Raw genomic sequence first — 22,956 nt, 5'->3', positions numbered from 1 at the left:
ATTTTCCTACAGTAGATTAAAAACAAGAAAACCCCTTGCGGGGTTTTCTTTATTCACTAAATTATTTATTTAGCTGGTGATTCATCCGCATCATTAGTATCGGCTTTATTATCGACTTTAGCGTCGGTTTTAGCGTCATCCACTGGCGTTTCAATTTCAGATTTAGGCGTGGTATTGCCATTATCTTTATCGTCAGATGATTCATCTTTTTGCCATTCAGCTGGCATACGCACTTCACGGCGATGCATTAAATCGTCAATTTGCAACGAATCAATCGTTTCGTACTTCATCAGTGCGTCTTTCATCGCATGTAAGATATCCATATTTTCTGTCAACATGGTTTGTGCACGTTGATAGTTTTTATCGATAAACATTTTGATTTCTGAATCAATTAATGACGCTGTATCACCTGACATAGCCTTTGATTTACCCATACTGCGACCTAAGAAAACTTCGTTTTCTTCTTCTGCATAGAGTAAAGGACCCAACTTGTCAGAGAAACCCCATTGCGTAACCATGTTACGTGCAATTGATGTCGCGTATTTAATGTCTTGCGAAGCGCCTGTAGAGACTTGCTCGCTTCCGTAAATAAGCTCTTCGGCTAAACGTCCACCGTAAGCAACTGAAATCTGTGATTCCAATTTGCGACGGCTTTGACTAACAGCATCAGCTTCAGGTAAGAAGAACGTCACACCTAATGCACGACCGCGCGGAATAATGGTCACTTTATGTACAGGGTCATGTTCTGGCACTAAGCAACCAACAATAGCATGTCCGGCTTCATGATAAGCCGTCATCTCTTTGTCCGATTCAGACATCACCATAGAACGGCGCTCAGCACCCATCATGATTTTATCTTTAGCACGCTCGAACTCTTCCATACCGACTACACGACGATTACCACGAGCAGCAAACAACGCAGCTTCGTTAACAAGGTTTGCTAAGTCTGCACCAGAAAATCCTGGGGTACCACGGGCAATAACACTTGCTTTAACATCGTCTGACAAAGGTACTTTACGCATGTGTACTTTAAGGATTTGTTCACGACCACGCACGTCTGGTAAACCGACGACGACTTGGCGGTCAAATCGACCTGGACGGAGTAATGCAGAATCGAGTACGTCTGGACGGTTAGTTGCCGCAATGACAATAACGCCTTCATTACCTTCGAAACCATCCATCTCAACCAGTAACTGGTTTAATGTTTGCTCACGCTCATCGTGACCACCACCAACACCAGCGCCACGTTGGCGGCCTACAGCATCAATTTCATCGATAAAGATGATACAAGGAGAAGATTTTTTAGCTTGTTCAAACATGTCACGCACACGAGATGCACCAACACCGACAAACATTTCCACAAAATCAGAACCTGAAATAGTAAAGAATGGCACCTTAGATTCACCAGCAATAGCCTTCGCTAGCAAAGTTTTACCTGTACCTGGTTGCCCAACCATTAACACGCCCGTAGGAATACGGCCGCCTAATTTTTGGAACTTAGTTGGGTCACGCAAATAATCAACCAGTTCTTTCACTTCTTCTTTTGCTTCATCACAACCAGCGACGTCTGCAAAAGTGGTTTTAATTTGATCTTCGCTCATCAATTTGGCTTTACTCTTACCAAATGACATTGCGCCCTTACCGCCACCACCTTGCATTTGACGCATGAAGAATATCCATACTCCAATTAGCAGTAACATTGGGAACCATGAAATAAAGATTTGAGTTAAGAAACCAGATTCTTCAGCTTCTTGGCCTTTATAGTCAATACCTTTAGTTTGAAGATCATTAATTAAATCTTGATCATACATAGGCATAATTGTGGTGAACTTCTCGCCGGTACGTTTAGTCCCTTCAATAGTTCGTTGATCGCTTTTTATTTCGACCTTGTTAACTTGACCATTTCGAACATTGTCCAAAAAGGCGGAATAATCCATCTTCTGCGAATTCGAAGAAGAGGGGGAATAACCCTGGAAAACTGACATCAGCACAACAGCGATGACAACCCAGAGTATTAAATTTTTAGCCATGTCACTCAAATTACTCGACCTCTTAACAGTCCTGCGATTATTAACTTTAGACTACTACAACTTGTAACCAGTCGCCACTAGATAGACTTCTCGAGAGCGCGCTCTAGAGGAGTCTGGTTTACGGGTTTTTACTACTTTGAATGCCTGTTTGACTGTTTTTATGTAGTCGTCAAAGCCCTCCCCCTGAAAGACTTTAACAGCAAAACAGCCGTTAGGCGTCAACACTTGATGACACATATCTAGCGCTAATTCAACTAAATACATAGCTCTTGGCTGATCTACAGCACCCGAACCACTCATGTTCGGAGCCATATCTGATAGTACCACATCCACTTTATCTTGACCTACTCGCTCAAGCAATGCCTGCAGCACTTTATCCTCTCTAAAATCACCTTGAAGAAAATCAACGCCAACAATAGGATCCATCGGTAAAATGTCACAAGCAATCACTTTACCTTTGTCGCCAGTAAGTTTAACAGCCACTTGTGACCAACCACCAGGAGCAGCACCTAAGTCAACGACTGTCATACCCTGTTTTATTAAGTGATCTTTTTGTTGGATCTCTTCTAACTTGAATGCTGCTCGTGAACGTAAGCCTCGTTTTTGGGCTAATTTCACATAGTGATCATCAAAGTGTTCTTGCATCCAGCGAGTTGAGCTCGCCGTACGTTTTTTGGTTGTCATTTAAATTCCGCAACGATTCAGAGTTACATAAGCTCTATATAAGGGTAGAATACCCGTTTTTCAACAGTAACTCAGCAAAAGTTGGTACAAATGAACTTAACAACCAAACAAAAACAGCATTTAAAAGGTCTGGCGCACAGTCTAAAACCAGTGGTGCTGCTTGGTGGCAATGGACTAACTGAAGGTGTTCTGGCTGAAATTGATAGCGCTCTTACACATCATGAATTGATTAAAGTGAAAATAGCCTCTGCCGACAGAGAGCTAAAAAATGCCATCGTTGACGCCATTGTACGTGAAACCCAATCTACGAAAGTGCAACTTATCGGTCATGTGTTAGTTATTTTCCGTCATTCGGCTGAAATGAAAATTGCTTTGCCTAAAGCCAAATAATTTCGCACCCTTTTATAAAAAGCCGCTGAATACAGCGGCTTTTTTATTGGAGATGAATTATCGTTAATCAGGGATGATCAGGTATTGGGATAACTTGATAATGCTCTGCCTTTAAGCCTAGAAACTCAGGCAAGGTAGCACCAATTGAAATCGATGACCAAGTACCGGTTAAAATACCAATAAACATCGCGATAGAAAAACCTTCAAGCGGTGCCCCACCCAGAATCCATAAAGCCACAACCGTTATCAATGTAGTTCCTGAAGTGACCATAGTTCTGGAAAAGGTTGATTTAATTGCTAAGTTGTTAATGTCAGTTATATTCCACTGTGGTTTAGCCACTAACTGCTCCCGGATCCTGTCCGCAATAATAATTGAATCATTGAGTGAATACCCCAAAATTGCCATTATTGCGGCTAATACAGTTAAATTAAATTCCATTTGGCTTAACGCAAAAAAAGCCAACACAAATACCACATCATGTACCAAAGCAAACAGTGCACCTGACGCTAAACGCCATTCAAAGCGAAAACTTAGATACCCCATAATACATAGCATGGCGACTAATAAAGCTAAACTGCCTTGTTCAACCAACTCTTGGCCTACTTGTGGTCCGACGATACTGCTATTTAACACGTTGATGTCAGTCTTTAATGGCGCCAATACTTCAGCCAGTTCTGGGCGTTGATTCTCATCAGGTATATTGGCATATCGTAATACCCAACGGCCTGGTTCGCTGGCTGAAATAACACTGACCTCTTGTTGATATGCTGCAGTCATTAATGGCTGTATTTCACTAGCAGTGATGTGATGATCCACTTGAATTTCTGTGACCACACCGCCGGTAAAATCTAAGCCCCAATTAAACCCTTTTATTCCTATCGCGGTTAACGATAACAGCATTAATACAATCGAAATCAGACTCGATGCATAACGCCACTTAGTTAAGTATTTGAGCTTGTCTGTTGAATAATTTGTTTGAGTTGAGTTCATAAAATTACACCTTAATAGCGCGACGAGTGTCACGACCATAAACTAAGTTGATTAATGCGCGTGAAGCAAAAATACCGGTAAACATACTGGTTAATAACCCCAAACCTAAGGTCAACGCAAAGCCTTGAATAGGGCCATTACCAATCGAAAATAACACCACTGCGGTGATCATCGTGGTGAAGTTAGCATCAAAAATGGTTGAAAACGCACTATCAAATCCCACATCAATCGCATTGGCAAAGCTACGACCTTCCGCAAGCTTTTCTTTTATTCGCTCAAAAATAAGTACGTTAGTATCGACTGCCATACCGACAGTAAGCACTAACCCGGCAATACCTGGTAAGGTCAATACCGCTCCAGGAATGAGCGCTAACAATCCAAATAACATCACCAAATTGGCGATTAACGCTACATTTGCAACCCAACCTAAACGGCGATACCAACAAGCCATAAACAGTAATGTAGCCGATAAACCTAAGGCTAGAGCAGCAAAACCATTAACAATATTCTCGGCCCCTAAACTAGGCCCAATAGTACGTTCTTCTACTATGGTTACAGGTGCAGTCATAGAGCCAGCTCTTAATAACAAAGCTAATTGCTGCGCCTCTTGATGGCTACCTGCTCCAGTGATTTCAAAGCGGTTACCGAGTTGACTCTGAATGGTTGCAACACTGATAATTTTAGTGGTTTGTTTGGCTTTACCTTGTTCATCACGGCTGTATTCGCTATAAGCTGTTGCCATAGGTTTACCGATATTATCTCGCGAAAAATCAGACATTAACTTGCCACCTGCCGCATCAAGACTGATATTGACTTTCGCCATACCAAAATCGCCAGTAGTGGCTCGAGCATCAATAATGTGATCACCACCAAGTACTGGTTTTTTTGACACATAGACAGGCTTATTCTGCTCATCATTCATCACAACAGCATAAAGAGAGTCAGCTTGCACCACTGGATAAAATGCCAAACTAGCGGTTGCACCGATAACATTTTTAGCGGTGGCAGGATCTTGCACTCCTGGTAACTCAATCCTAATCCGGTTCTCTCCTTGACGTTGAACTAGCGCTTCGGTAATACCAAGTTCTTCAATACGGCTGCGCATAATTTGCAAGTTTTGCTGTACAGTTAAGTTGGTTAATTTGAGCTGTTCACTTTGGGAAAGATTGATACTCAAAGTTTGTTGATAGCCTGTGACTTGCCATTGAGGGTACTGCTGAGCAATAAATTGTCTTATTTGACCACGAGCATCATCACTGGCGCTGTTAACCGTCAGTTCCGCTCCAGTGCCAAAACGCACCATTACACCGCTGATATGCTGCTCTCTGACAAATTGCTTTACAGCATCACTCACTAATACGGCTTGGTTTTGAAACACTAAATCAAGATCCACATCCATTAGAAACTGCACTCCGCCGCGTAAATCTAAACCTAGCTTAATCGGTTTAACGCCTAAATTTAATAACCAATCTGGGGCCGCTGGAGCTAACGCTAAGGTCACTTGAGCCTGATGTTCAAACTGTTGTGCTAAGGTCTTTTTAGCTTGGGTTTGCATATCGGGATCATCTAACACCACAAGTAAATTATCTTGTTGTTGTTCGATACGCTTACTGTTTATGCCCGCTTGTTGTAACACATGGTGGATTTGTTCCACTGTTAATGATTGGGTCGGTTTAACGGCAAGTTGTACGGCAGGATCTTCACCATACCAAGATGGCAATGCACTCATAAATAAGATGATGAGTGTGCAAATTAATAGCCAGTATTTCCACTGAGCATATTGATTTAACGGTTTGGTATTCGATTTTGATTTCATAACACTTGATCTCACTACATCGGGGTAAAACCTCGATAAAAATGTATGTGAGTGATGATAGGCATTGACCTAATTCATCTACCCACAGCAAAACTCATTAGCAAGGCTAATGACATTTTTAATCAATATAATGTAGTTAACAGGTGTGAGCGTGAACGAAAAGTAAATTAGACTCTTTCCAAGCGGAAAGTCTTGAAGGGGCTGAAGCTGTTGATAATACCCAGTCCAATTGCGGACTAAAGTTAATTTGATAACCTATGGTTAAACTCGGTACTGGCGGAGAAACAAATTCATAGGCCAATAGATAATTAGGTTTTGATTCATCCGATTGATATTGAACAATACTGAGGTAACGCGCTGAATAGGTAGGAACAAAATGAATATCGTTTGAACTAGAATTCTCAGAAACCGAACGTTCAGAGACAGATTTTTCAGAGACTGGGTTTGTTGATGAAGGTTCGCCAACGTAGCCCAACAATGTGCTATTAACATCAATAAGCGTATTGGTTAACGCAGTTAGTTGATTTGAATCTACTGGACTGTTAACTAATGTGTCTTTTGAGCTGTCTACTGATTTAACTGACGCCAAGGTGATATCAATAGGGGTTGAACTTATTGGTTGTTCACAAATTCGATCATCTGTCAGCGAATCCACATTATATGAACAAGAATAAGAAGTAGACGAAGCAAATGGCATCGATGCTAAAACTAACACACGGCTATTGAGGAGGAAGATTGAACACAACCCCACAATTACCAGCATTAGTAGTATACGAGCCCATGGAAACGTCATAATGACCTTATTTAATCAAGCTACACAATTTCTAAAATTCAAAATTCTAAAATTAACATGTCAAAAACACTATCTAATAAAATCATCTAACAACACTGTCTAATAAAGTAATCTAACAAATTAGTTTTTAAACGATTTTCTAACAGATTGTTCAAAGAATATTGTTGCTCATACGGTAAAATGTAACAACAATGTAAACTTAAACGATAATATCTATTGCACCTTTAATCTGCAAATGAATTTTTTTACATGTTCTATCATATCTAGCACATGCATTAACTCTACGATGGATATAAAAAAGCACTAAACAGTATTCTATTTAGTGCTATGTCTGGCTAGTGGCCATTATATCGGTATTGGGTTGTGCATAAAAGTATGATAAATGCTTAAGCAGTTAGTTTAATACAATAACTAAAACAAATGGTTAAGAAAAAGACACACTCGATTATTCACAATACTTAAAGATATTTAACCGTTATGATTTCATAATCAGTCAATCCACCTGGAGTGGTAATCGATACTTCATCGCCTTCACTTTTACCAATTAATCCACGTGCAATAGGTGAATTAACAGAAATTAAATTTTGCTTAATATCCGCCTCGTCATCACCGACTATGCGATACGTCACTTCAGCATCAGTATCTATGTTCAAAATAGTTACTGTTGTACCAAAAATGACTCGGCCAGTATTTTCTAACTTTGTGACGTCAATAATTTGAGCGTTAGATAACTTGCCTTCGATGTCACGAATACGTGCTTCACAAATTCCTTGATCTTCACGGGCTGCATGATATTCAGCATTTTCTTTTAAATCGCCTAATTCGCGTGCTGAAGCAATTGCTTCAGTAATTTTTGGACGGCGATCGAACTTTAACAATTCAAGTTCTTTACGTAATTGATCAGCGCCAACTACAGTCATTGGGACCTTACTCATAATGTCTTTGTCTCCTTTAAAAACAAAAGCATCCCGTGCTGACGATAAGTCAACACAGTAAAAATTCAGTTGGAAGTACGCAATCGACTTAGCGTGCGTATCTAGGATGCATCTTTTCGATGATGGCAGACAGCTTACCTAAGCTTTTACAGACTTGCTAGTCATCCATCATCAAAATGTCATAAAAAAGGTCGCCAAAAGGCGACCTTAATCGTTAACGCACCATAAAAATTAGCTTTTGATGCGTTTGTGTAACTCTTGTAAAGACGTCACCTTGATACGATCATCTGCAGAATGCGCTAAACACGTCGCAAAGGCAGCATTTAATGTCGTAGTGTAATTCACTTTATAGCGCAATGCTCCACGACGGATCTGACGTGAGTCTTCAATTGCTTGACGACCTTCAGTGGTGTTAACAATGTAGGTATATTCACCATTTTTAATACGATCAAGAATGTGTGGACGACCTTCATGTACTTTGTTAACTAAGCGAGGATTAATCCCTGCTTCACCTAAAATAATCGCGGTACCATGAGTGGCATCAATTTCATAACCAAGCTCAATCAACTTAGAAGCTAAATCGGCAACGCGTTTTTTATCACTGTTACGCACAGATAATAACGCACGGCCCGATTTAGGCACTTCAGATGTAGCACCAAGCTGTGCTTTGGCATAGGCTTCAGCAAAAGTATCACCCACGCCCATGACTTCACCGGTTGAGCGCATTTCTGGGCCTAATAGCGGGTCAACACCTGGGAACTTATTAAACGGTAATACCACTTCTTTTACCGAGAAATATGGTGGAATCACTTCTTTAGTAAAGTTTTGCGAAATTAAGCTTTGGCCAGCCATCACTCGAGCTGCAATTTTAGCTAACGGCACGCCTGTCGCTTTAGACACAAATGGTACTGTACGAGCGGCACGCGGGTTAACTTCAATCATATAGATTTCGTTATCTTTTACCGCAAACTGCACGTTCATTAAACCGATCACGCCTAATTCAAAAGCCAGTTTAGACACTTGGTCACGCATTCTGGCCTGAATATCAGCACTCAAGGTGTAAGGTGGTAATGAACAACCTGAGTCACCAGAGTGAACTCCTGCTTGTTCAATATGCTCCATAATGGCGCCAACCACCACAGTTTCACCGTCACACACTGCATCGATATCCACTTCAATCGCATCATCTAAGAAGTGATCAAGTAATACTGGTGATGCATTAGATACTTTAACCGCTTCATTGAAGTAGCGTAGTAAATCTTGCTTGTCGTATACGATTTCCATCGCACGTCCACCCAACACATAAGACGGACGTACAACCAACGGATAGCCTATTTTTTCCGCTTCTATCACAGCACTTTCAACTGTTGTCACTGTCGCATTTTCTGGCTGCTTCATGTTCAAACGTTGAATTGCTTGTTGGAAACGTTCGCGGTCTTCTGCACGGTCAATCGCATCAGGGCTGGTACCAATAATCGGTACGCCTGCGGCTTCTAATTCGCGCGCGAGTTTAAGCGGAGTTTGGCCACCGTATTGGACGATTACACCTTTTGGCTTTTCGATACGCACAATCTCGAGTACGTCTTCTAACGTTACAGGTTCAAAGTATAAGCGGTCAGATGTATCGTAGTCGGTTGATACCGTTTCAGGGTTACAGTTAACCATGATGGTTTCATAACCGTCTTCACGTAATGCTAATGCAGCATGGACACAGCAATAATCGAACTCAATACCTTGGCCAATTCGGTTAGGGCCGCCACCCAAAATCATGATTTTGTCACGGTTCGATGGGTTAGATTCACATTCTTCTTCGTACGTTGAGTACATGTAAGCCGTGTCAGTTGAGAATTCAGCAGCACATGTATCTACACGCTTGTATACCGGATGAATTTCATGGCGATGACGTAGTTTACGAATTTCGCCTTCACTCACACCTAACACATCAGCTAAACGTAAATCAGAGAAACCTTTACGCTTTAATTGACGTAAGTAGTTTTGCTCTAAACCTGACATACCAAGCTCAGCGACTTTCGCTTCTTGGGTAACCAAATCTTCGATTTGAACGAGGAACCAGTGATCAACGTTAGTCAGAGTGAAGATATCATCACGACTTAAACCAGCACGGAATGCATCGGCTATATACCAAATACGGTCACAACCTGGCTCTTTTAATTCATGACGGATACGTTGCATCGCTTCTGGTGATTGTAAATCAACCAGAGAATCAAAACCGTTACGACCCACTTCAAGGCCACGTAACGCTTTTTGTAATGACTCTTGGAAAGTACGGCCAATGGCCATTACTTCACCCACAGATTTCATTTGGGTTGTTAGACGGTCATTTGCACCGGCAAACTTTTCAAAGTTAAAACGGGGGATTTTAGTCACAACGTAATCGATTGCAGGCTCGAACGACGCTGGTGTTTTACCGCCAGTAATGTCGTTGCTAAGCTCATCAAGCGTAAAACCAACCGCTAACTTAGCAGCAATTTTAGCTATCGGGAAACCGGTTGCTTTAGAGGCTAAAGCAGATGAACGTGATACACGTGGGTTCATCTCAATAATAACCATACGGCCAGTATTAGGACAAATACCAAATTGTACGTTTGAGCCACCGGTTTCAACGCCAATTTCACGCAGTACCGCTAAAGAAGCGTTACGCATTAATTGATATTCTTTATCGGTTAGCGTTTGTGCCGGTGCAACGGTAATTGAGTCACCGGTGTGAACACCCATCGCATCGAAGTTTTCGATAGTACACACGATAATACAGTTATCGTTGCGATCACGAACCACTTCCATTTCATATTCTTTCCAACCAATTAATGATTCATCGATCAATAATTCGTTAGTTGGCGACAAGTCCAAGCCTTGAGAACAAATCTCTTCAAACTCTTCTTTGTTGTAGGCAATACCACCGCCGCTGCCACCCATGGTGAAAGACGGACGAATGATACAGGGAAAGCCCACCATATCTAATACGCCATACGCTTCATCCATGTTATGAGCAATACCCGCACGCGGGCAGTCTAAACCAATGGATTTCATCGCTTTGTCGAAACGACTACGGTCTTCAGCTTTATCAATCGCATCCGCTGTCGCACCAATCATTTCAACATTAAACTCTTTTAGTACGCCTTGTGCTTCAAGCTGAAGCGCGCAGTTCAGTGCAGTTTGTCCACCCATCGTCGGTAGAATTGCATCTGGACGTTCTTTGGCGATGATGTTGCGTACCACTTCCCAATGAATAGGCTCGATATAGGTTGCATCGGCCATTTCAGGGTCTGTCATAATCGTTGCTGGATTAGAGTTGACCAGAATAACGCGATAGCCTTCTTCACGAAGTGCTTTACAAGCTTGCGCACCTGAATAATCAAACTCACACGCCTGACCAATAACAATTGGACCGGCACCTAGGATAAGAATACTTTTTATATCTGTACGTTTTGGCATTGCTTCTGTCTTCTCCCAGATAACTACTTGGCGTGCTGACGGTATTGTTCAATTAGCTCGATGAAATGATCGAACAGCGGTGCGGCATCGGTTGGCCCAGGACTCGCTTCAGGGTGTCCCTGGAAGCTAAATGCAGGCTTATCCGTTAGGTGAATACCTTGTAACGAACCATCAAATAACGACTTATGCGTCACCTTGATGTTTGCTGGCAATGTGGTTTCATCAGCAGCAAAACCGTGGTTTTGACTGGTGATCATCACGCGACCATTTTCAACATTGCTCACTGGATGGTTTGCACCATGGTGACCAAACTTCATTTTTAAGGTTTTCGCACCAGAGGCTAATGCAAGTAACTGGTGACCTAAACAAATGCCAAACACTGGAATATCAGTTGTTAATATTTGCTGGATAGCAGTAATAGCATAATCACATGGCTCAGGGTCGCCAGGACCATTTGATAGGAAGACCCCATCAGGGTTCATGGCAAGGACATCTGCAGCAGATGTTTGAGCAGGCACTACCGTCACATAACAACCACGGTCAACCAACATACGTAAAATATTACGTTTCACACCGTAATCGTACGCGACAATTTTATATTTGAGTTCCGCTGCTGGTGTTTCAGACGGTAAACCACCGACTAATTTCCAGCTACCGTTACGCCATGTATAAGCTTTATCGGTGGTCACTTCTTTGGCTAAATCCATGCCTTTTAGACCTGGGAACGCTTTCGCAGCTGCCAGAGCTTTCGCTTCATCTAGGTCGCCGACCATAATACAACCGGCTTGGGCGCCTTTTTCACGCAAAATTCGAGTTAGTTTGCGGGTATCAATATCAGCAATACCAACCACATTATTCGCTTTTAAATAATCGCTTAATGATTGTTGGTTGCGGAAATTACTCGCCATAAGCGGTAAGTCACGAATAATTAAGCCACATGCATGAACCGAATCCGATTCTGTGTCTTCATCATTAGTACCTGTGTTACCGATGTGAGGATAGGTTAATGTTACTATTTGGCGTGAATATGAAGGATCTGTAAGGATCTCTTGATAACCTGTCATTGAAGTATTAAATACCACTTCACCAACAGAGATACCGGTAGCACCAATTGCGGTGCCAGAGAATACTGATCCATCTTCGAGTACGAGTAAGGCAGACTGTGTCAACGCGACCTCCAGAAAAGAGCCAAGCCACTTAAAATTATGTGTTTTTATTTTGCACTAAAATACCAATTTTCGATAAATTACGAAATTTTGACAAATTCTAGCGATTGTATAAGAAATTCGTTTTTACGTCTATATTTTGTAGGATTGTTTTCAAAAAAAAACACCAACGAATGGTGTTTTTATTATCTAGTTCAATCCTAATACTTGTTGCATGTCATACAGACCTGCATTTTGATCGGAGAGCCAAAAAGCCGCCCTCATTGCCCCATTAGCAAAGGTCATTCTACTCGATGCTTTATGGGTTATTTCCAGCCGTTCGCCTATGTCAGCGAACATTGCGGTGTGTTCACCGACAATGTCACCAGCACGAACCGTTGCAAAACCTATGGTATTAGGATCACGTTCACCGGTAATACCTTCACGCCCAAATACCGCACATTGGTCTAAATCACGACCTAATGTTTGGGCTATAATTTCACCCATTTTAAGTGCAGTACCTGACGGTGCATCCTTTTTATGCCGATGATGCGCTTCGATTATTTCGATATCGGTATAATCACCCATCACCTCTGTAGCCAGTGCGAGCAACTTCCACATCACGTTAACACCGACAGACATATTAGGCGCTAATACCACTGGCACTTGTTCTGAATAGGCACCAATTTGCTCTTTTTGAGCATGATTAAAACCTGTGGTACCAATGACAATAGCTTTGTGATTTTTTGCGCACCAATCGAGATGAATAATGGAAGATTCAGGTGACGTAAAATCAATTAATACGTCAAAGTCGTCAACCACTTTATCCAGTGAATCGGTAATGGCAACATTCATCGCGCCAACACCAGCAAGTACACCAGCATCAATACCGATTAAACTTGAACCTGTACGTTCAATAGCTGCGCCAAGTATTATAACTTGTTGCTGTTTAGCAGATTCAATCAGTGTACGGCCCATACGGCCACTGGCACCAACTACAGCAATTCTCACTTTTGCAGTCATTTATTTCTCCCAGTGTTAACTAAAGGTAAACACACAAACAGCATATACAAAAACGCCTAAGTTAACTTAGGCGTTTTTAACAACTAGATAATTTCTAACAATTCAACTTCGAAGACCAAAGCTGAATAAGGCGGGATTGAAGCACCCGCGCCACGCTCACCGTAAGCCAAGTGATGCGGGACATATAATTTTAGCTTAGTGCCAACTGGCATTAACTGTAATGCTTCAGTCCAACCGGCGATAACACCAGATACTGGGAATTCAGCAGGTTGGCCACGAGCAACAGAGCTGTCGAACACATCACCACTGATGAAAGTACCATGGTAATGAGTACGTACAGTTGAATCATACGTTGGTGTTTCACCGTCGCCTTGTACAAGCACTTCGTATTGAAGACCAGACTCAGTTATCGTAATACCGTCACGCTTAGCATTTTCAGCTAGGAATGTATCACCTTCAGCGGCAGCAGCTTCTGCAGCAGCTTCTTGTGCTTCTTGTAAACGACGACTAATTTCAGTAAATGCAACTTGAAGCTCTTCCATTGATACTGCGCTTTCTTTACCGGCAAATGCATCAGCAAGACCAGCTTGAACAGCAGGGATATCAATACCTTCAAAAGAGTTTGCTGCTAGTTGCTCGCCCATTTGACGACCTACACCGTAGCTAGCATGCTGTTCCATAGTGCTGAACAAATCTGACATAATAATTTTCTCTCAATAAACATAAAAAATTCGCACAAGAGTTTATCACAATAAACCCCGTAAATGTTGGCAAAAAACGCTATTTAACTTGAGCAATTTTACACTCAGCCAAAGACTGTTTTCTTGCCTGTGTATAAAGCGGCATCACTTGATTCTGTGCCGCTTGCAAGTCTTCAATTCGGTGACTGTGTGACGGGTGAGTCGATAACAGTTCAGGGCCTTGGGCTCCGCCCGCTTTAGCCATGTTTTGCCACAAATTAACACTTTGAGCTGGATTAAAACCTGCTTTGGCCATTAGCTCAAGACCAACAATATCAGCTTCAGATTCCTGACTGCGGCCAAAAGGTAAAATAATGCCCACATTCGCCCCTAGCCCCAGTCCGGCCATGTACAAATCTTTATTGGCAATACCCGATGCTCCTAATGCGGCATCCGCAGCTTGCATGCCAAGACCCGTTATCTGCGCTCGAGATACTTGCTCGTTTCCATGTTGTGCTAAAACGTGCGCCACTTCATGTCCCATAACCGTAGCCAACTGATCTTGATTCGTCGCCACATTTAGTAAACCGGTATAGACACCAATATGGCCACCAGGTAGCGCAAACGCATTGACTTGATCTGATTCAAACAACACGACATCCCATTGCTGCGATTGGTCGGGTAACACCGCAGTGATACGTTTGGCAACACAGTTCACATATTGAGTTTGCGCTTGGTTTTGACTTATTTTTTCACTTTGCTTCATGGTCTCAAACGACTGAGCACCCATTTGCTGCATCTGGGTATCAGAAAACAACAAGGTTTGCCCTCGCCCTGTTGGCGATTGACTATTAACACAGCCAACTAATAAAGCAGAAACGAGTAGGGTTAGCGCGAGAGGTTTCATGTTGTCATCCCTTAAAATTCATTTAGCCAAAAAGCTAATCGATCATTCATTTATTTTATACCAATCAACTGGACCAATGCACCATTTGCGATATTAAACATCAGCCAGCATTCATGTGTTAATTAACGTGTTGATTTACGTTTAGCGAAATCACTAATACTGCGTTTATTGGCGGTACGACGATTGGCTTGCTTATCACGCGGCGCTCGCTTACTGTTTTCGCTAATCGGTTTGTCTGTTACCGCAAAACCAGCTAATTCATCTAATGGTAATGCCTGTCCGGTTAATTCTCGAATAGCCTCTAAACTGAGTAATTCAGAATGACCGACTAATGATAATGCCACGCCGCTTAATCCCGCCCGTGCAGTACGTCCAATACGATGAACATATACTGCTGCTTGGGCAGGCAAATCAACATTAATGACTACTGGCAATGCGTCGACATGAATACCGCGCGCTAATACATCGGTTGCGACTAATACAGTAAGTTGTGCCGTTTTGAATTGCTCTAAGGTCTTACTTCGCAGCGCTTGTTCTTTATCGCCATGAAGCGCCGCAGCGTTAATACCCGCTTTAATTAACTTTTTACACAATGCATCTGCATCATCTTTAGCATTCACAAACACCAATACTTGCGACCATTGATGTAAAGCAATTAAATGAATCAGCGCTTTGGCTTTGCTGCCTTTATTGACGTGATAGAGAGTTTGATCAATATCAGCCACGGTACTATTTAAAGCATGCGCTTCAATTCGCACGCAAGATGCAGACTGTACCTTTTGAGCTAATGCGACCAAAGATTCGGGTAACGTCGCCGAAAATAATAACCGTTGGCCACTTGGCATTAATGTAATCAGCGCATTAATATCAGCGATAAATCCCATGTCCAGTAATCGGTCTGCTTCATCAAGGACCAAACTCTGCAGATGTTCAAAATCAATAACACCTTGTTGTGCTAATGCGAGTAAGCGGCCCGGTGTAGCAACGACGATGTTAACCGGTTGAGCTAAGCGCTCAATTTGAAGCTCTATTGCTTCACCGCCACACAGTACCTCTACGCGCAAATTAAGCGATTGTGCCAGCGGCACTAAGTTTTGCGATACTTGTGATGCTAACTCTCTGGTCGGTACGATGATCACGGCAGACAAATGAGCCGTTGGAAGCAGACTAATGCGTTGCAATACAGGCAAACCGTAAGCATAGGTTTTACCGCTGCCGGTTTGGGCTAATGCCAACACATCTTGCCCCGCCAATATAGTTGGAATAGCCAGTTGCTGAATACGACTCGGCTGATTCACTGTCGGCGGTAATGCGGCTAATAAACTTGAATCGAGTGATAACGCTGAAAATGACATGTTAACGCCTAATGTTAATAGGATAAATTGACGATATTCGCCAATAAAAAAGGCTGCTTACCCAAAGTAAACAGCCTTTAACGAGGTCGCTAGATCATCGCGATTAACTGTTTAAATCCTGAAAGAACTTTTTAACGCCATCAAAGAAGCCTTCAGCTTTAGGGCTGTGCTTTTTTGATTCGCCAGTTAACGTTGCTTCAAACTCACGCAATAACTCTTTTTGTTTTTCATTCAAGTTAACCGGTGTTTCCATTACCACTTTACACAGTAAGTCACCTACTGCATGGCTACGGACCGACTTAACCCCTTTGCCGCGTAGGCGGAACATGCGCCCTGTTTGGGTTTCTGTTGGGATTTTAAGGCTAACTTTACCGTCTAATGTCGGTACTTCAATCTCGCCGCCTAATGCTGCTTTACTGAATGAAATAGGTACTTCACAGTAAAGGTTATTGGCGTCACGGGTAAAGATAGCGTGTTCACGCACACTAACTTGAACGTATAAATCACCTGGTGGAGCACCAAACTCGCCTGCTTCACCTTCGCCAGTAAGACGAATACGATCGCCTGTATCGACACCGGCAGGAATTTTAACTGATAAGGTTTTGCTTTTCTCAACGCGACCTTCACCATGGCACTTGCCGCAAGGATCTTTAATGATTTTACCGCGACCATGACAAGTAGGACACGCTTGCTGAACAGCAAAGAAACCTTGACGCATTTGCACTTGGCCTTGGCCATGACACGTACCACATGTGGTTGCAGATGTGCCTTTTTTAGCGCCACTCCCGTCACATAAATCACAGGCAGCTAAAGTAGGAATTCGCAGTTCTTTGGTTAAGCCGCGTACGGCTTCTTCTAAAGACAATTCAAGGTTGTATCGTAAGTCACTACCGCGCGCAGCTTGACGCTGACCACCACCACGGCGACCACCACCAAAAATATCACCGAATACATCTCCAAAGATATCGCCAAAATCACCTTGGCCACCGCCGTGTCCACCACGATTAGGGTCGACGCCAGCATGACCAAATTGATCGTAAGCCGCTTTTTTGTCGCTGTCGGTTAAAATTTCGTACGCTTCTTTAATTTCTTTAAAGCTAGCTTCTGCGGCTTTGTCACCCGGATTACGGTCTGGGTGAAACTTCATCGCTAAGCGTTTGTACGCTTTTTTAATTTCGCGTTCACTGGTGTCACGTCCAACACCGAGAACTTCGTAATAATCACGCTTTGACATAGTGTTCTGTTTCTCGAAGGTGTGAGTAAATTGTTAAACTTAAATTATACAAACGGGCGTTTGAGGATAACCCCAACGCCCGCTTTAACGGTAACTAGCTGAAATTGCTAATTACTTTTTGTCGTCTTTAACTTCTTCGAACTCAGCATCAACAACATCATCAGCAGGCTTTTCTTGGCCAGCATCGTGCGCTTGACCTTCTGCTTCACCTTGAGCTTTAGCTTGAGCAATTTCCATTAACTTAGCAGACGCTTCGATTAGCGCTTGAGTTGCTGTATCAATGGCTTCTTTATCTTTGCCTTTTATGGCAGTTTCTAAAGTTGCGATTGCTGCTTCAATCTTTTCTTTTTCGTCACTAGCTAGTGCATCGCCAGCTTCTTCAACTTGTTTTTTAGTTGAATGAGCTAAACCATCTGCTTGATTACGCGCTTTAACTAACTCTTCAAATTTAGCATCTTCATCAGCATGAGCTTCTGCATCACGTACCATTTGTTCAACTTCTTCATCAGATAAACCTGAAGAGGCTTTGATAGTAATGTTTTGTTTCTTACCTGTTTTCTTGTCTGTTGCAGACACATGTAAGATACCATCAGCATCAATGTCGAACATCACTTCAACCTGTGGTTGGCCACGTGGTGCTGGCTCAATACCTTCAAGGTTAAATTGACCTAATGACTTGTTAGCACTCGCTTGCTTACGTTCACCTTGAAGTACGTGAATAGTCACGGCACTTTGGTTGTCGTCAGCTGTTGAGAATACTTGCTGAGCTTTAGTCGGGATAGTGGTGTTCTTCTCGATAAGCTTTGTCATCACACTGCCCATGGTTTCAATACCAAGAGATAGTGGGGTAACGTCAAGTAGAAGTACGTCTTTCACTTCACCAGAAAGTACGCCAGCCTGAATCGCCGCACCAACAGCAACCGCTTCATCAGGGTTAACATCTTTACGAGGCTCTTTGCCAAAGAAGTTAGTGACTGCTTCTTGTACTTTAGGCATACGAGTCTGACCACCCACAAGAATCACTTCATTGATATCTGATATTGATAAATCAGCATCAGCTAGTGCAACTTTAAGCGGCTCTAGAGTACGTTGAATTAAATCTTCAACTAATGACTCTAACTTAGCACGAGTAATTTTAACCACTAAATGCTTAGGACCTGATGCATCAGCAGTGATGTAAGGCAAGTTAACTTCAGTGTGGTTAGTGCTTGAAAGCTCGATTTTTGCTTTTTCAGCGGCTTCTTTCAAACGTTGCATTGCTAAAGGATCTCTACGAAGATCTAAGCCTTGGTCTTTTTTGAATTCATCAGCTAAATAGTTAATCATACGGTTATCAAAGTCTTCACCACCTAAGTGAGTATCACCATTGGTTGCTAGTACTTCAAATGTTTGGTCACCATCGTTGCTGTCAATTTCGATGATAGAGATATCGAATGTACCACCACCTAAATCGTATACAGCAACAATGTTGTCGCCTTGTTTCTTGTCGATACCGTATGCAAGTGCAGCAGCAGTAGGTTCGTTGATAATACGCTTAACATCAAGACCTGCGATACGACCAGCATCTTTAGTGGCTTGACGTTGTGAATCGTTAAAGTAAGCAGGAACGGTAATAACCGCTTCAGTCACTTCTTCACCTAAAAAGTCTTCAGCAGTCTTTTTCATCTTTTTCAAGATTTCAGCTGAAACTTGTGGTGGTGCCATTTTGTTACCACGTGACTCAACCCATGCATCACCATTATCAGCTGCGATAATTTTGAATGGCATGATGTTCACATCACGTTGAACTTCGTCATCTTTAAAACGACGACCGATTAAACGCTTGATGGCAAAGAATGTGTTTGTTGGGTTGGTTACAGCCTGACGCTTTGCTGGCTGGCCTACAATAATTTCATCATCGGTATAAGCGATAATTGATGGGGTTGTGCGATCACCCTCTGCGTTTTCAATTACGCGTGCTTTGCCGCCATCAAGGACTGCTACACACGAGTTTGTTGTGCCTAAATCGATACCAATAATTTTGCCCATGGGGTCCTCCGAAATTGACGTTAGTCGTCACAAATATGTTATTTGATGTTGATATGGGGATGAACAACAAGTATTTCAAGCATTTTGTTGCTTAACTTGAGATTCAAAATTAACCACTCATATCAGCCTTGATACCTATATTGGGACAACAAAGTGAATTACAAGGGGATAAGTAAATATTTATCCTGTTTTATGGGTTTTTTTATGCGGGCCATACCAATAAGGTAAGATGGATGAACAATAAATCACAACCACTGCCAAAATAAGCGAAATAGTGAAAAAAACAGTAAAACCAGCCGGAATAGTGCAGTAACAAAGCGTAGACACGGTAATACTTTACCGAAAGTCACCCACTCTAATGATGAGTTAGATTGTAATAGCGATATAATCGTTACTCATACTAGTATTGAACTTATTAAGCACATCGTTCATTTTCAATCGACATTGGTTTATATCATATTAACCTGCTTGGCATTTCAGCGGTGTTAGTCGTATTTTGCTGTCACACTGCAAACAAAAGCATTAAATAACGCTAATCATTTGATAAAAAATACAACTAGCGTTATAAAAGTATATATAGATGTTTAAAAAAGTACTAAAAATTCAAATGATTGTAGAGGAAGTAAGGCAATGGGACTGCCAAGATGGAATTTCAGTGATAATACCGAACGTAAGATACGCATTGTTACCTTAACAATTGTTATGGTAATTCTAGTTTATGAAAAGTTTTATGGCGTAAGTACCACACAATATCCAGCTATGTATTTGTGTGTATTTTCACTTATCGCCACTTTTATGACCAATGCAGTACAGCGTCGATATTTCACTTATGTGATGGAATACGCACAAGCATTTAGAATTGTGGCGATATTAATGACTTGTGCCTTTTTTGCAATTTGGTTATTAACCACCTATGAACGTTTGGTTGAGCCAGTAACGCCCAGTCATCTTATTTATAATTTATAGCGCTCTGTTATAGCGTCTCTCAGCACAAACAATAAAGGGCGCTTATTTGCGCCCTTTATTGTTATAAGTACAACAAAATGCATTATTGCCTACAGGTGTAATCACCCCAAGCTAGCCACTTGTATGTGGTCAGTGCATCTAACGCCATTGGACCACGGGCATGTAATTTCTGGGTGCTCACGGCCACTTCAGCGCCAAGACCAAATTGTGAACCATCGGTGAAACGAGTACTGGCATTCACATACACTGCGGCGGAATCTACTTGATTCATAAAGTCACTCGCTGTGTGAATGTTATCCGTTAAAATGGCTTCAGAATGCCCTGTAGAATAATGACGGATATGCTCCACGGCTTCGTCAATATCGTTAACCACTTTGATCCCTAACGTGAGCGATAACCACTCTGTTGAAAACGATTCATCATGTGCAGGTGTAACATCAAAACCTAACCCATCAAGATAAGGTAAAGTAATTGCACAAGCATGGAAATGAACCCCAAGTGAGTGTAAATGTGAGGCAATATTAGGAATAAATTCGGCAGCAACCTGTTGATGTATTAATAATGTATCTAAGGCATTACACACAGTCGGGCGTTGAACTTTAGCGTTGGCAATCACATCGATTGCACGCACTAAATCGGCTTGTTTATCGACAAATAAATGACAGATGCCAATGCCGCCTAAAATGACAGGAATACTCGATTGCTCAGCACACAATCGCTGCAGGTTTTGTCCACCACGAGGGATAATCATATCAACATATTTGTCGAGTCTTAGTAAGCCACTGACAAGACTCCGCTCTGGTGAATCAATGAGCTGCACGGCATCTTTAGGTAAATCTAAACTCACCAATGCATCACGGATAACTTCACTTAGCACTTTATTTGAGGTTAGGGTTTCTTTACCGCCACGCAAAATCACTGCATTACCGGTCTTTAACGCCAACACGGCAATATCAACGGTGACATTTGGCCGAGCCTCATAAATAACCCCCACCACACCTAATGGGACACTGCGACGAGTTAAGCGTAAGCCGTTATCCAATACCCGACTGTCAACTTCTTTGCCGACAGGGTCGGCTAGTGCGATGACATTATCAATGTCAGCTATAATTCCGCCTAGCCGCCCTTCGTCCAGCATCAACCTATCTATCATGGCTTCGGTTAAACCACTTTGCTTCGCTGCAATGATATCTTGTGCATTCGCTTGTAAAATATCATTTTTCCTCTGCGCTAAGTGGTCTGCAATCGTAGCTAACAATACGTTTTTTTGTTTCGCTGTTAAACTCGCTAAAATAAAACTTGCAGCCTTAGCACGTTGCCCTAATTGAGTTAAATATTCTGTTTCTGTGGCTGACATATGTTTATCCTTAATTATCAAGTACGACCATATCATTGCGATGAACCACGGCATCGCCGTAGTTATAGCCCAGTAGACTTTCTATATCATCAGAATGTTTACCGCTAATTTTGGTTAAATCATTGGCGCAATATCGGCTAATGCCTTTAGCCAAAATCTTACCGGTTTGATTCACAATCAGTAAGGTCGCCCCGCGCTCAAAATTGCCTTCAACATCGACAATGCCTTTAGATAATAAACTACGACCATTAGCAACAACGGCAACCGATGCTCCAGCATCTACAACTAATTTACCTTGTGAAGCAGGACCAGCCAAGATCCATTGTTTGCGACTTTCTAATGGATTTTCGATTGCACTAAAATGAGTGCCGACAGACTCCCTCGCCGCCACTTTGGCAATAACATCAGGGTGATGACCGGAAGCGATGACAACTTCTATGCCCGCTCGTCGAGCCACATCCGCCGCTTCAAGTTTAGTCGCCATTCCGCCCGTTCCAAGTCCTGACACTGAACCGCCAGCCAATAAACGTAAACTGTCGTCAATATTGACAACTTGTTTAATTAACTGTGCGTCGGGATGGGTGCGTGGGTCGGCATCAAATAAGCCTTTTTGGTCGGTCAGTAAGATAAGTAAATCAGCATCGCAAAGTAAGGCTGCACGGGCTGATAAATTATCATTATCACCCACTTTAATCTCATTGGTTGCAACTGCATCATTTTCATTAATTATCGGGATAATATTATGAGCTAATAATGCATTTAAGGTGTCGCGCGCATTAAGGTAACGTTCACGATCTTGTAAATCAGCACGAGTTAACAATAACTGGCCAACATGCAACCCGTAAATACTGAACAATTGTGACCAAGCCAAAATTAACTGACTTTGACCCACAGCTGCAAGTAACTGTTTATTGGCCATAGTGTCTGGCAACACCGGATATTGTAAATGCTCTCGCCCAGCAGCTATAGCGCCTGATGTACACAATACGACTTCAACGCCTGAACGCATAAGCGAGGCCATTTGCCTGGCTAATTCAACCATATGTGCTTTATCAAGCTTTTTACTGCCCGATGTCAGCACGCTGGTGCCTAACTTAACTACTACGCGGCGATAACCCATTTGTATTACTCAGCTTACAAAAAATATTCAGTTCATTTTTATACCCAAT

General features: G+C 42.2%; 18 protein-coding genes. 2 read left to right on the top strand and 16 right to left on the bottom strand.

The window, feature by feature from the left end; genetic code table 11:
• Positions 1-65: 65 nt before the first annotated feature.
• Positions 66-2,039 carry an ATP-dependent zinc metalloprotease FtsH gene (gene ftsH, locus AAEY97_RS01070; protein ID WP_350995907.1) on the bottom strand — a complete coding sequence of 658 codons (1,974 nt, stop codon included), beginning with the start codon at positions 2,037-2,039 and terminating at the stop codon, positions 66-68.
• Positions 2,040-2,084: 45 nt separating this feature from the next.
• Positions 2,085-2,714 carry a 23S rRNA (uridine(2552)-2'-O)-methyltransferase RlmE gene (gene rlmE / locus AAEY97_RS01065; protein WP_101085754.1) on the bottom strand — a complete coding sequence of 210 codons (630 nt, stop codon included), beginning with the start codon at positions 2,712-2,714 and terminating at the stop codon, positions 2,085-2,087.
• A gap of 90 nt (positions 2,715-2,804) precedes the next feature.
• Between rlmE and yhbY the strand changes: the two genes are divergently transcribed.
• Positions 2,805-3,104: a ribosome assembly RNA-binding protein YhbY gene (gene yhbY, locus AAEY97_RS01060; RefSeq protein WP_182772365.1), complete on the top strand. Its 300-nt coding sequence runs from the start codon at positions 2,805-2,807 to the stop codon at positions 3,102-3,104.
• A gap of 67 nt (positions 3,105-3,171) precedes the next feature.
• Here the strand turns inward: yhbY and secF are convergent, their stop codons facing one another.
• The 12 genes from secF to dnaK form a co-directional block, all read right to left on the bottom strand.
• Complete coding sequence (gene secF, locus AAEY97_RS01055) at positions 3,172-4,095, bottom strand: protein translocase subunit SecF (protein WP_350995902.1); 924 nt, start codon at positions 4,093-4,095, stop codon at positions 3,172-3,174.
• Positions 4,096-4,099: 4 nt separating this feature from the next.
• Entirely contained in the window at positions 4,100-5,911 is a 1,812-nt protein-coding gene (gene secD, locus AAEY97_RS01050) for a protein translocase subunit SecD (protein WP_350995899.1), read from the bottom strand.
• Positions 5,912-6,047: 136 nt separating this feature from the next.
• Positions 6,048-6,704: a hypothetical protein gene (locus AAEY97_RS01045; protein WP_350995896.1), complete on the bottom strand. Its 657-nt coding sequence runs from the start codon at positions 6,702-6,704 to the stop codon at positions 6,048-6,050.
• A gap of 458 nt (positions 6,705-7,162) precedes the next feature.
• Positions 7,163-7,639 carry a transcription elongation factor GreA gene (gene greA / locus AAEY97_RS01040; RefSeq protein WP_101085763.1) on the bottom strand — a complete coding sequence of 159 codons (477 nt, stop codon included), beginning with the start codon at positions 7,637-7,639 and terminating at the stop codon, positions 7,163-7,165.
• 231 nt (positions 7,640-7,870) lie between these two features.
• On the bottom strand, positions 7,871-11,092 hold the full coding sequence (carB, locus tag AAEY97_RS01035; RefSeq protein ID WP_059746481.1) for a carbamoyl-phosphate synthase large subunit: 3,222 nt from the start codon (positions 11,090-11,092) through the stop codon (positions 7,871-7,873).
• 23 nt (positions 11,093-11,115) lie between these two features.
• Positions 11,116-12,273, bottom strand: a complete 1,158-nt coding sequence (gene carA / locus AAEY97_RS01030; RefSeq protein WP_350996004.1) for a glutamine-hydrolyzing carbamoyl-phosphate synthase small subunit — start codon at positions 12,271-12,273, stop codon at positions 11,116-11,118.
• 174 nt (positions 12,274-12,447) lie between these two features.
• On the bottom strand, positions 12,448-13,260 hold the full coding sequence (gene dapB, locus AAEY97_RS01025; RefSeq protein WP_101085767.1) for a 4-hydroxy-tetrahydrodipicolinate reductase: 813 nt from the start codon (positions 13,258-13,260) through the stop codon (positions 12,448-12,450).
• 83 nt (positions 13,261-13,343) lie between these two features.
• Positions 13,344-13,961 carry a BamJ family beta-barrel-assembly machinery protein gene (bamJ, locus tag AAEY97_RS01020; protein ID WP_101085769.1) on the bottom strand — a complete coding sequence of 206 codons (618 nt, stop codon included), beginning with the start codon at positions 13,959-13,961 and terminating at the stop codon, positions 13,344-13,346.
• 79 nt (positions 13,962-14,040) lie between these two features.
• Positions 14,041-14,847 carry a M48 family metallopeptidase gene (locus AAEY97_RS01015; RefSeq protein WP_162022520.1) on the bottom strand — a complete coding sequence of 269 codons (807 nt, stop codon included), beginning with the start codon at positions 14,845-14,847 and terminating at the stop codon, positions 14,041-14,043.
• A 122-nt stretch (positions 14,848-14,969) separates the two neighbouring features.
• Entirely contained in the window at positions 14,970-16,202 is a 1,233-nt protein-coding gene (locus AAEY97_RS01010) for a DEAD/DEAH box helicase (RefSeq protein ID WP_350995893.1), read from the bottom strand.
• Positions 16,203-16,305: 103 nt separating this feature from the next.
• The gene (gene dnaJ / locus AAEY97_RS01005) at positions 16,306-17,436 is read right to left on the bottom strand and encodes a molecular chaperone DnaJ (protein ID WP_011636444.1); all 1,131 of its coding nucleotides are present in this window, start codon (positions 17,434-17,436) and stop codon (positions 16,306-16,308) included.
• Between the two features lie 111 nt (positions 17,437-17,547).
• Positions 17,548-19,464: a molecular chaperone DnaK gene (dnaK, locus tag AAEY97_RS01000; protein WP_101085774.1), complete on the bottom strand. Its 1,917-nt coding sequence runs from the start codon at positions 19,462-19,464 to the stop codon at positions 17,548-17,550.
• 630 nt (positions 19,465-20,094) lie between these two features.
• Here dnaK and AAEY97_RS00995 point away from each other — a divergent pair.
• Positions 20,095-20,430 (top strand): hypothetical protein, encoded by a 336-nt coding sequence (locus tag AAEY97_RS00995; RefSeq protein ID WP_350995890.1) that lies wholly within the window; start codon positions 20,095-20,097, stop codon positions 20,428-20,430.
• Between the two features lie 82 nt (positions 20,431-20,512).
• Here AAEY97_RS00995 and AAEY97_RS00990 read toward each other — a convergent pair whose 3' ends face one another.
• Together AAEY97_RS00990 and proB are read right to left on the bottom strand one after the other, a co-directional pair.
• Positions 20,513-21,787, bottom strand: a complete 1,275-nt coding sequence (locus AAEY97_RS00990) for a glutamate-5-semialdehyde dehydrogenase (protein ID WP_350995887.1) — start codon at positions 21,785-21,787, stop codon at positions 20,513-20,515.
• A gap of 10 nt (positions 21,788-21,797) precedes the next feature.
• The gene (proB, locus tag AAEY97_RS00985) at positions 21,798-22,907 is read right to left on the bottom strand and encodes a glutamate 5-kinase (protein ID WP_162022517.1); all 1,110 of its coding nucleotides are present in this window, start codon (positions 22,905-22,907) and stop codon (positions 21,798-21,800) included.
• Positions 22,908-22,956: the final 49 nt, after the last annotated feature.

Origin of the sequence: Shewanella sp. TB7-MNA-CIBAN-0143 (assembly GCF_040310065.1) — a bacterium.
In the GTDB taxonomy this organism is placed as follows: Bacteria; Pseudomonadota; Gammaproteobacteria; order Enterobacterales; family Shewanellaceae; genus Shewanella.
The sequence above is the reverse complement of the archived record's forward strand: the minus strand, read 5'-3'. Positions and strand labels throughout refer to the sequence as shown.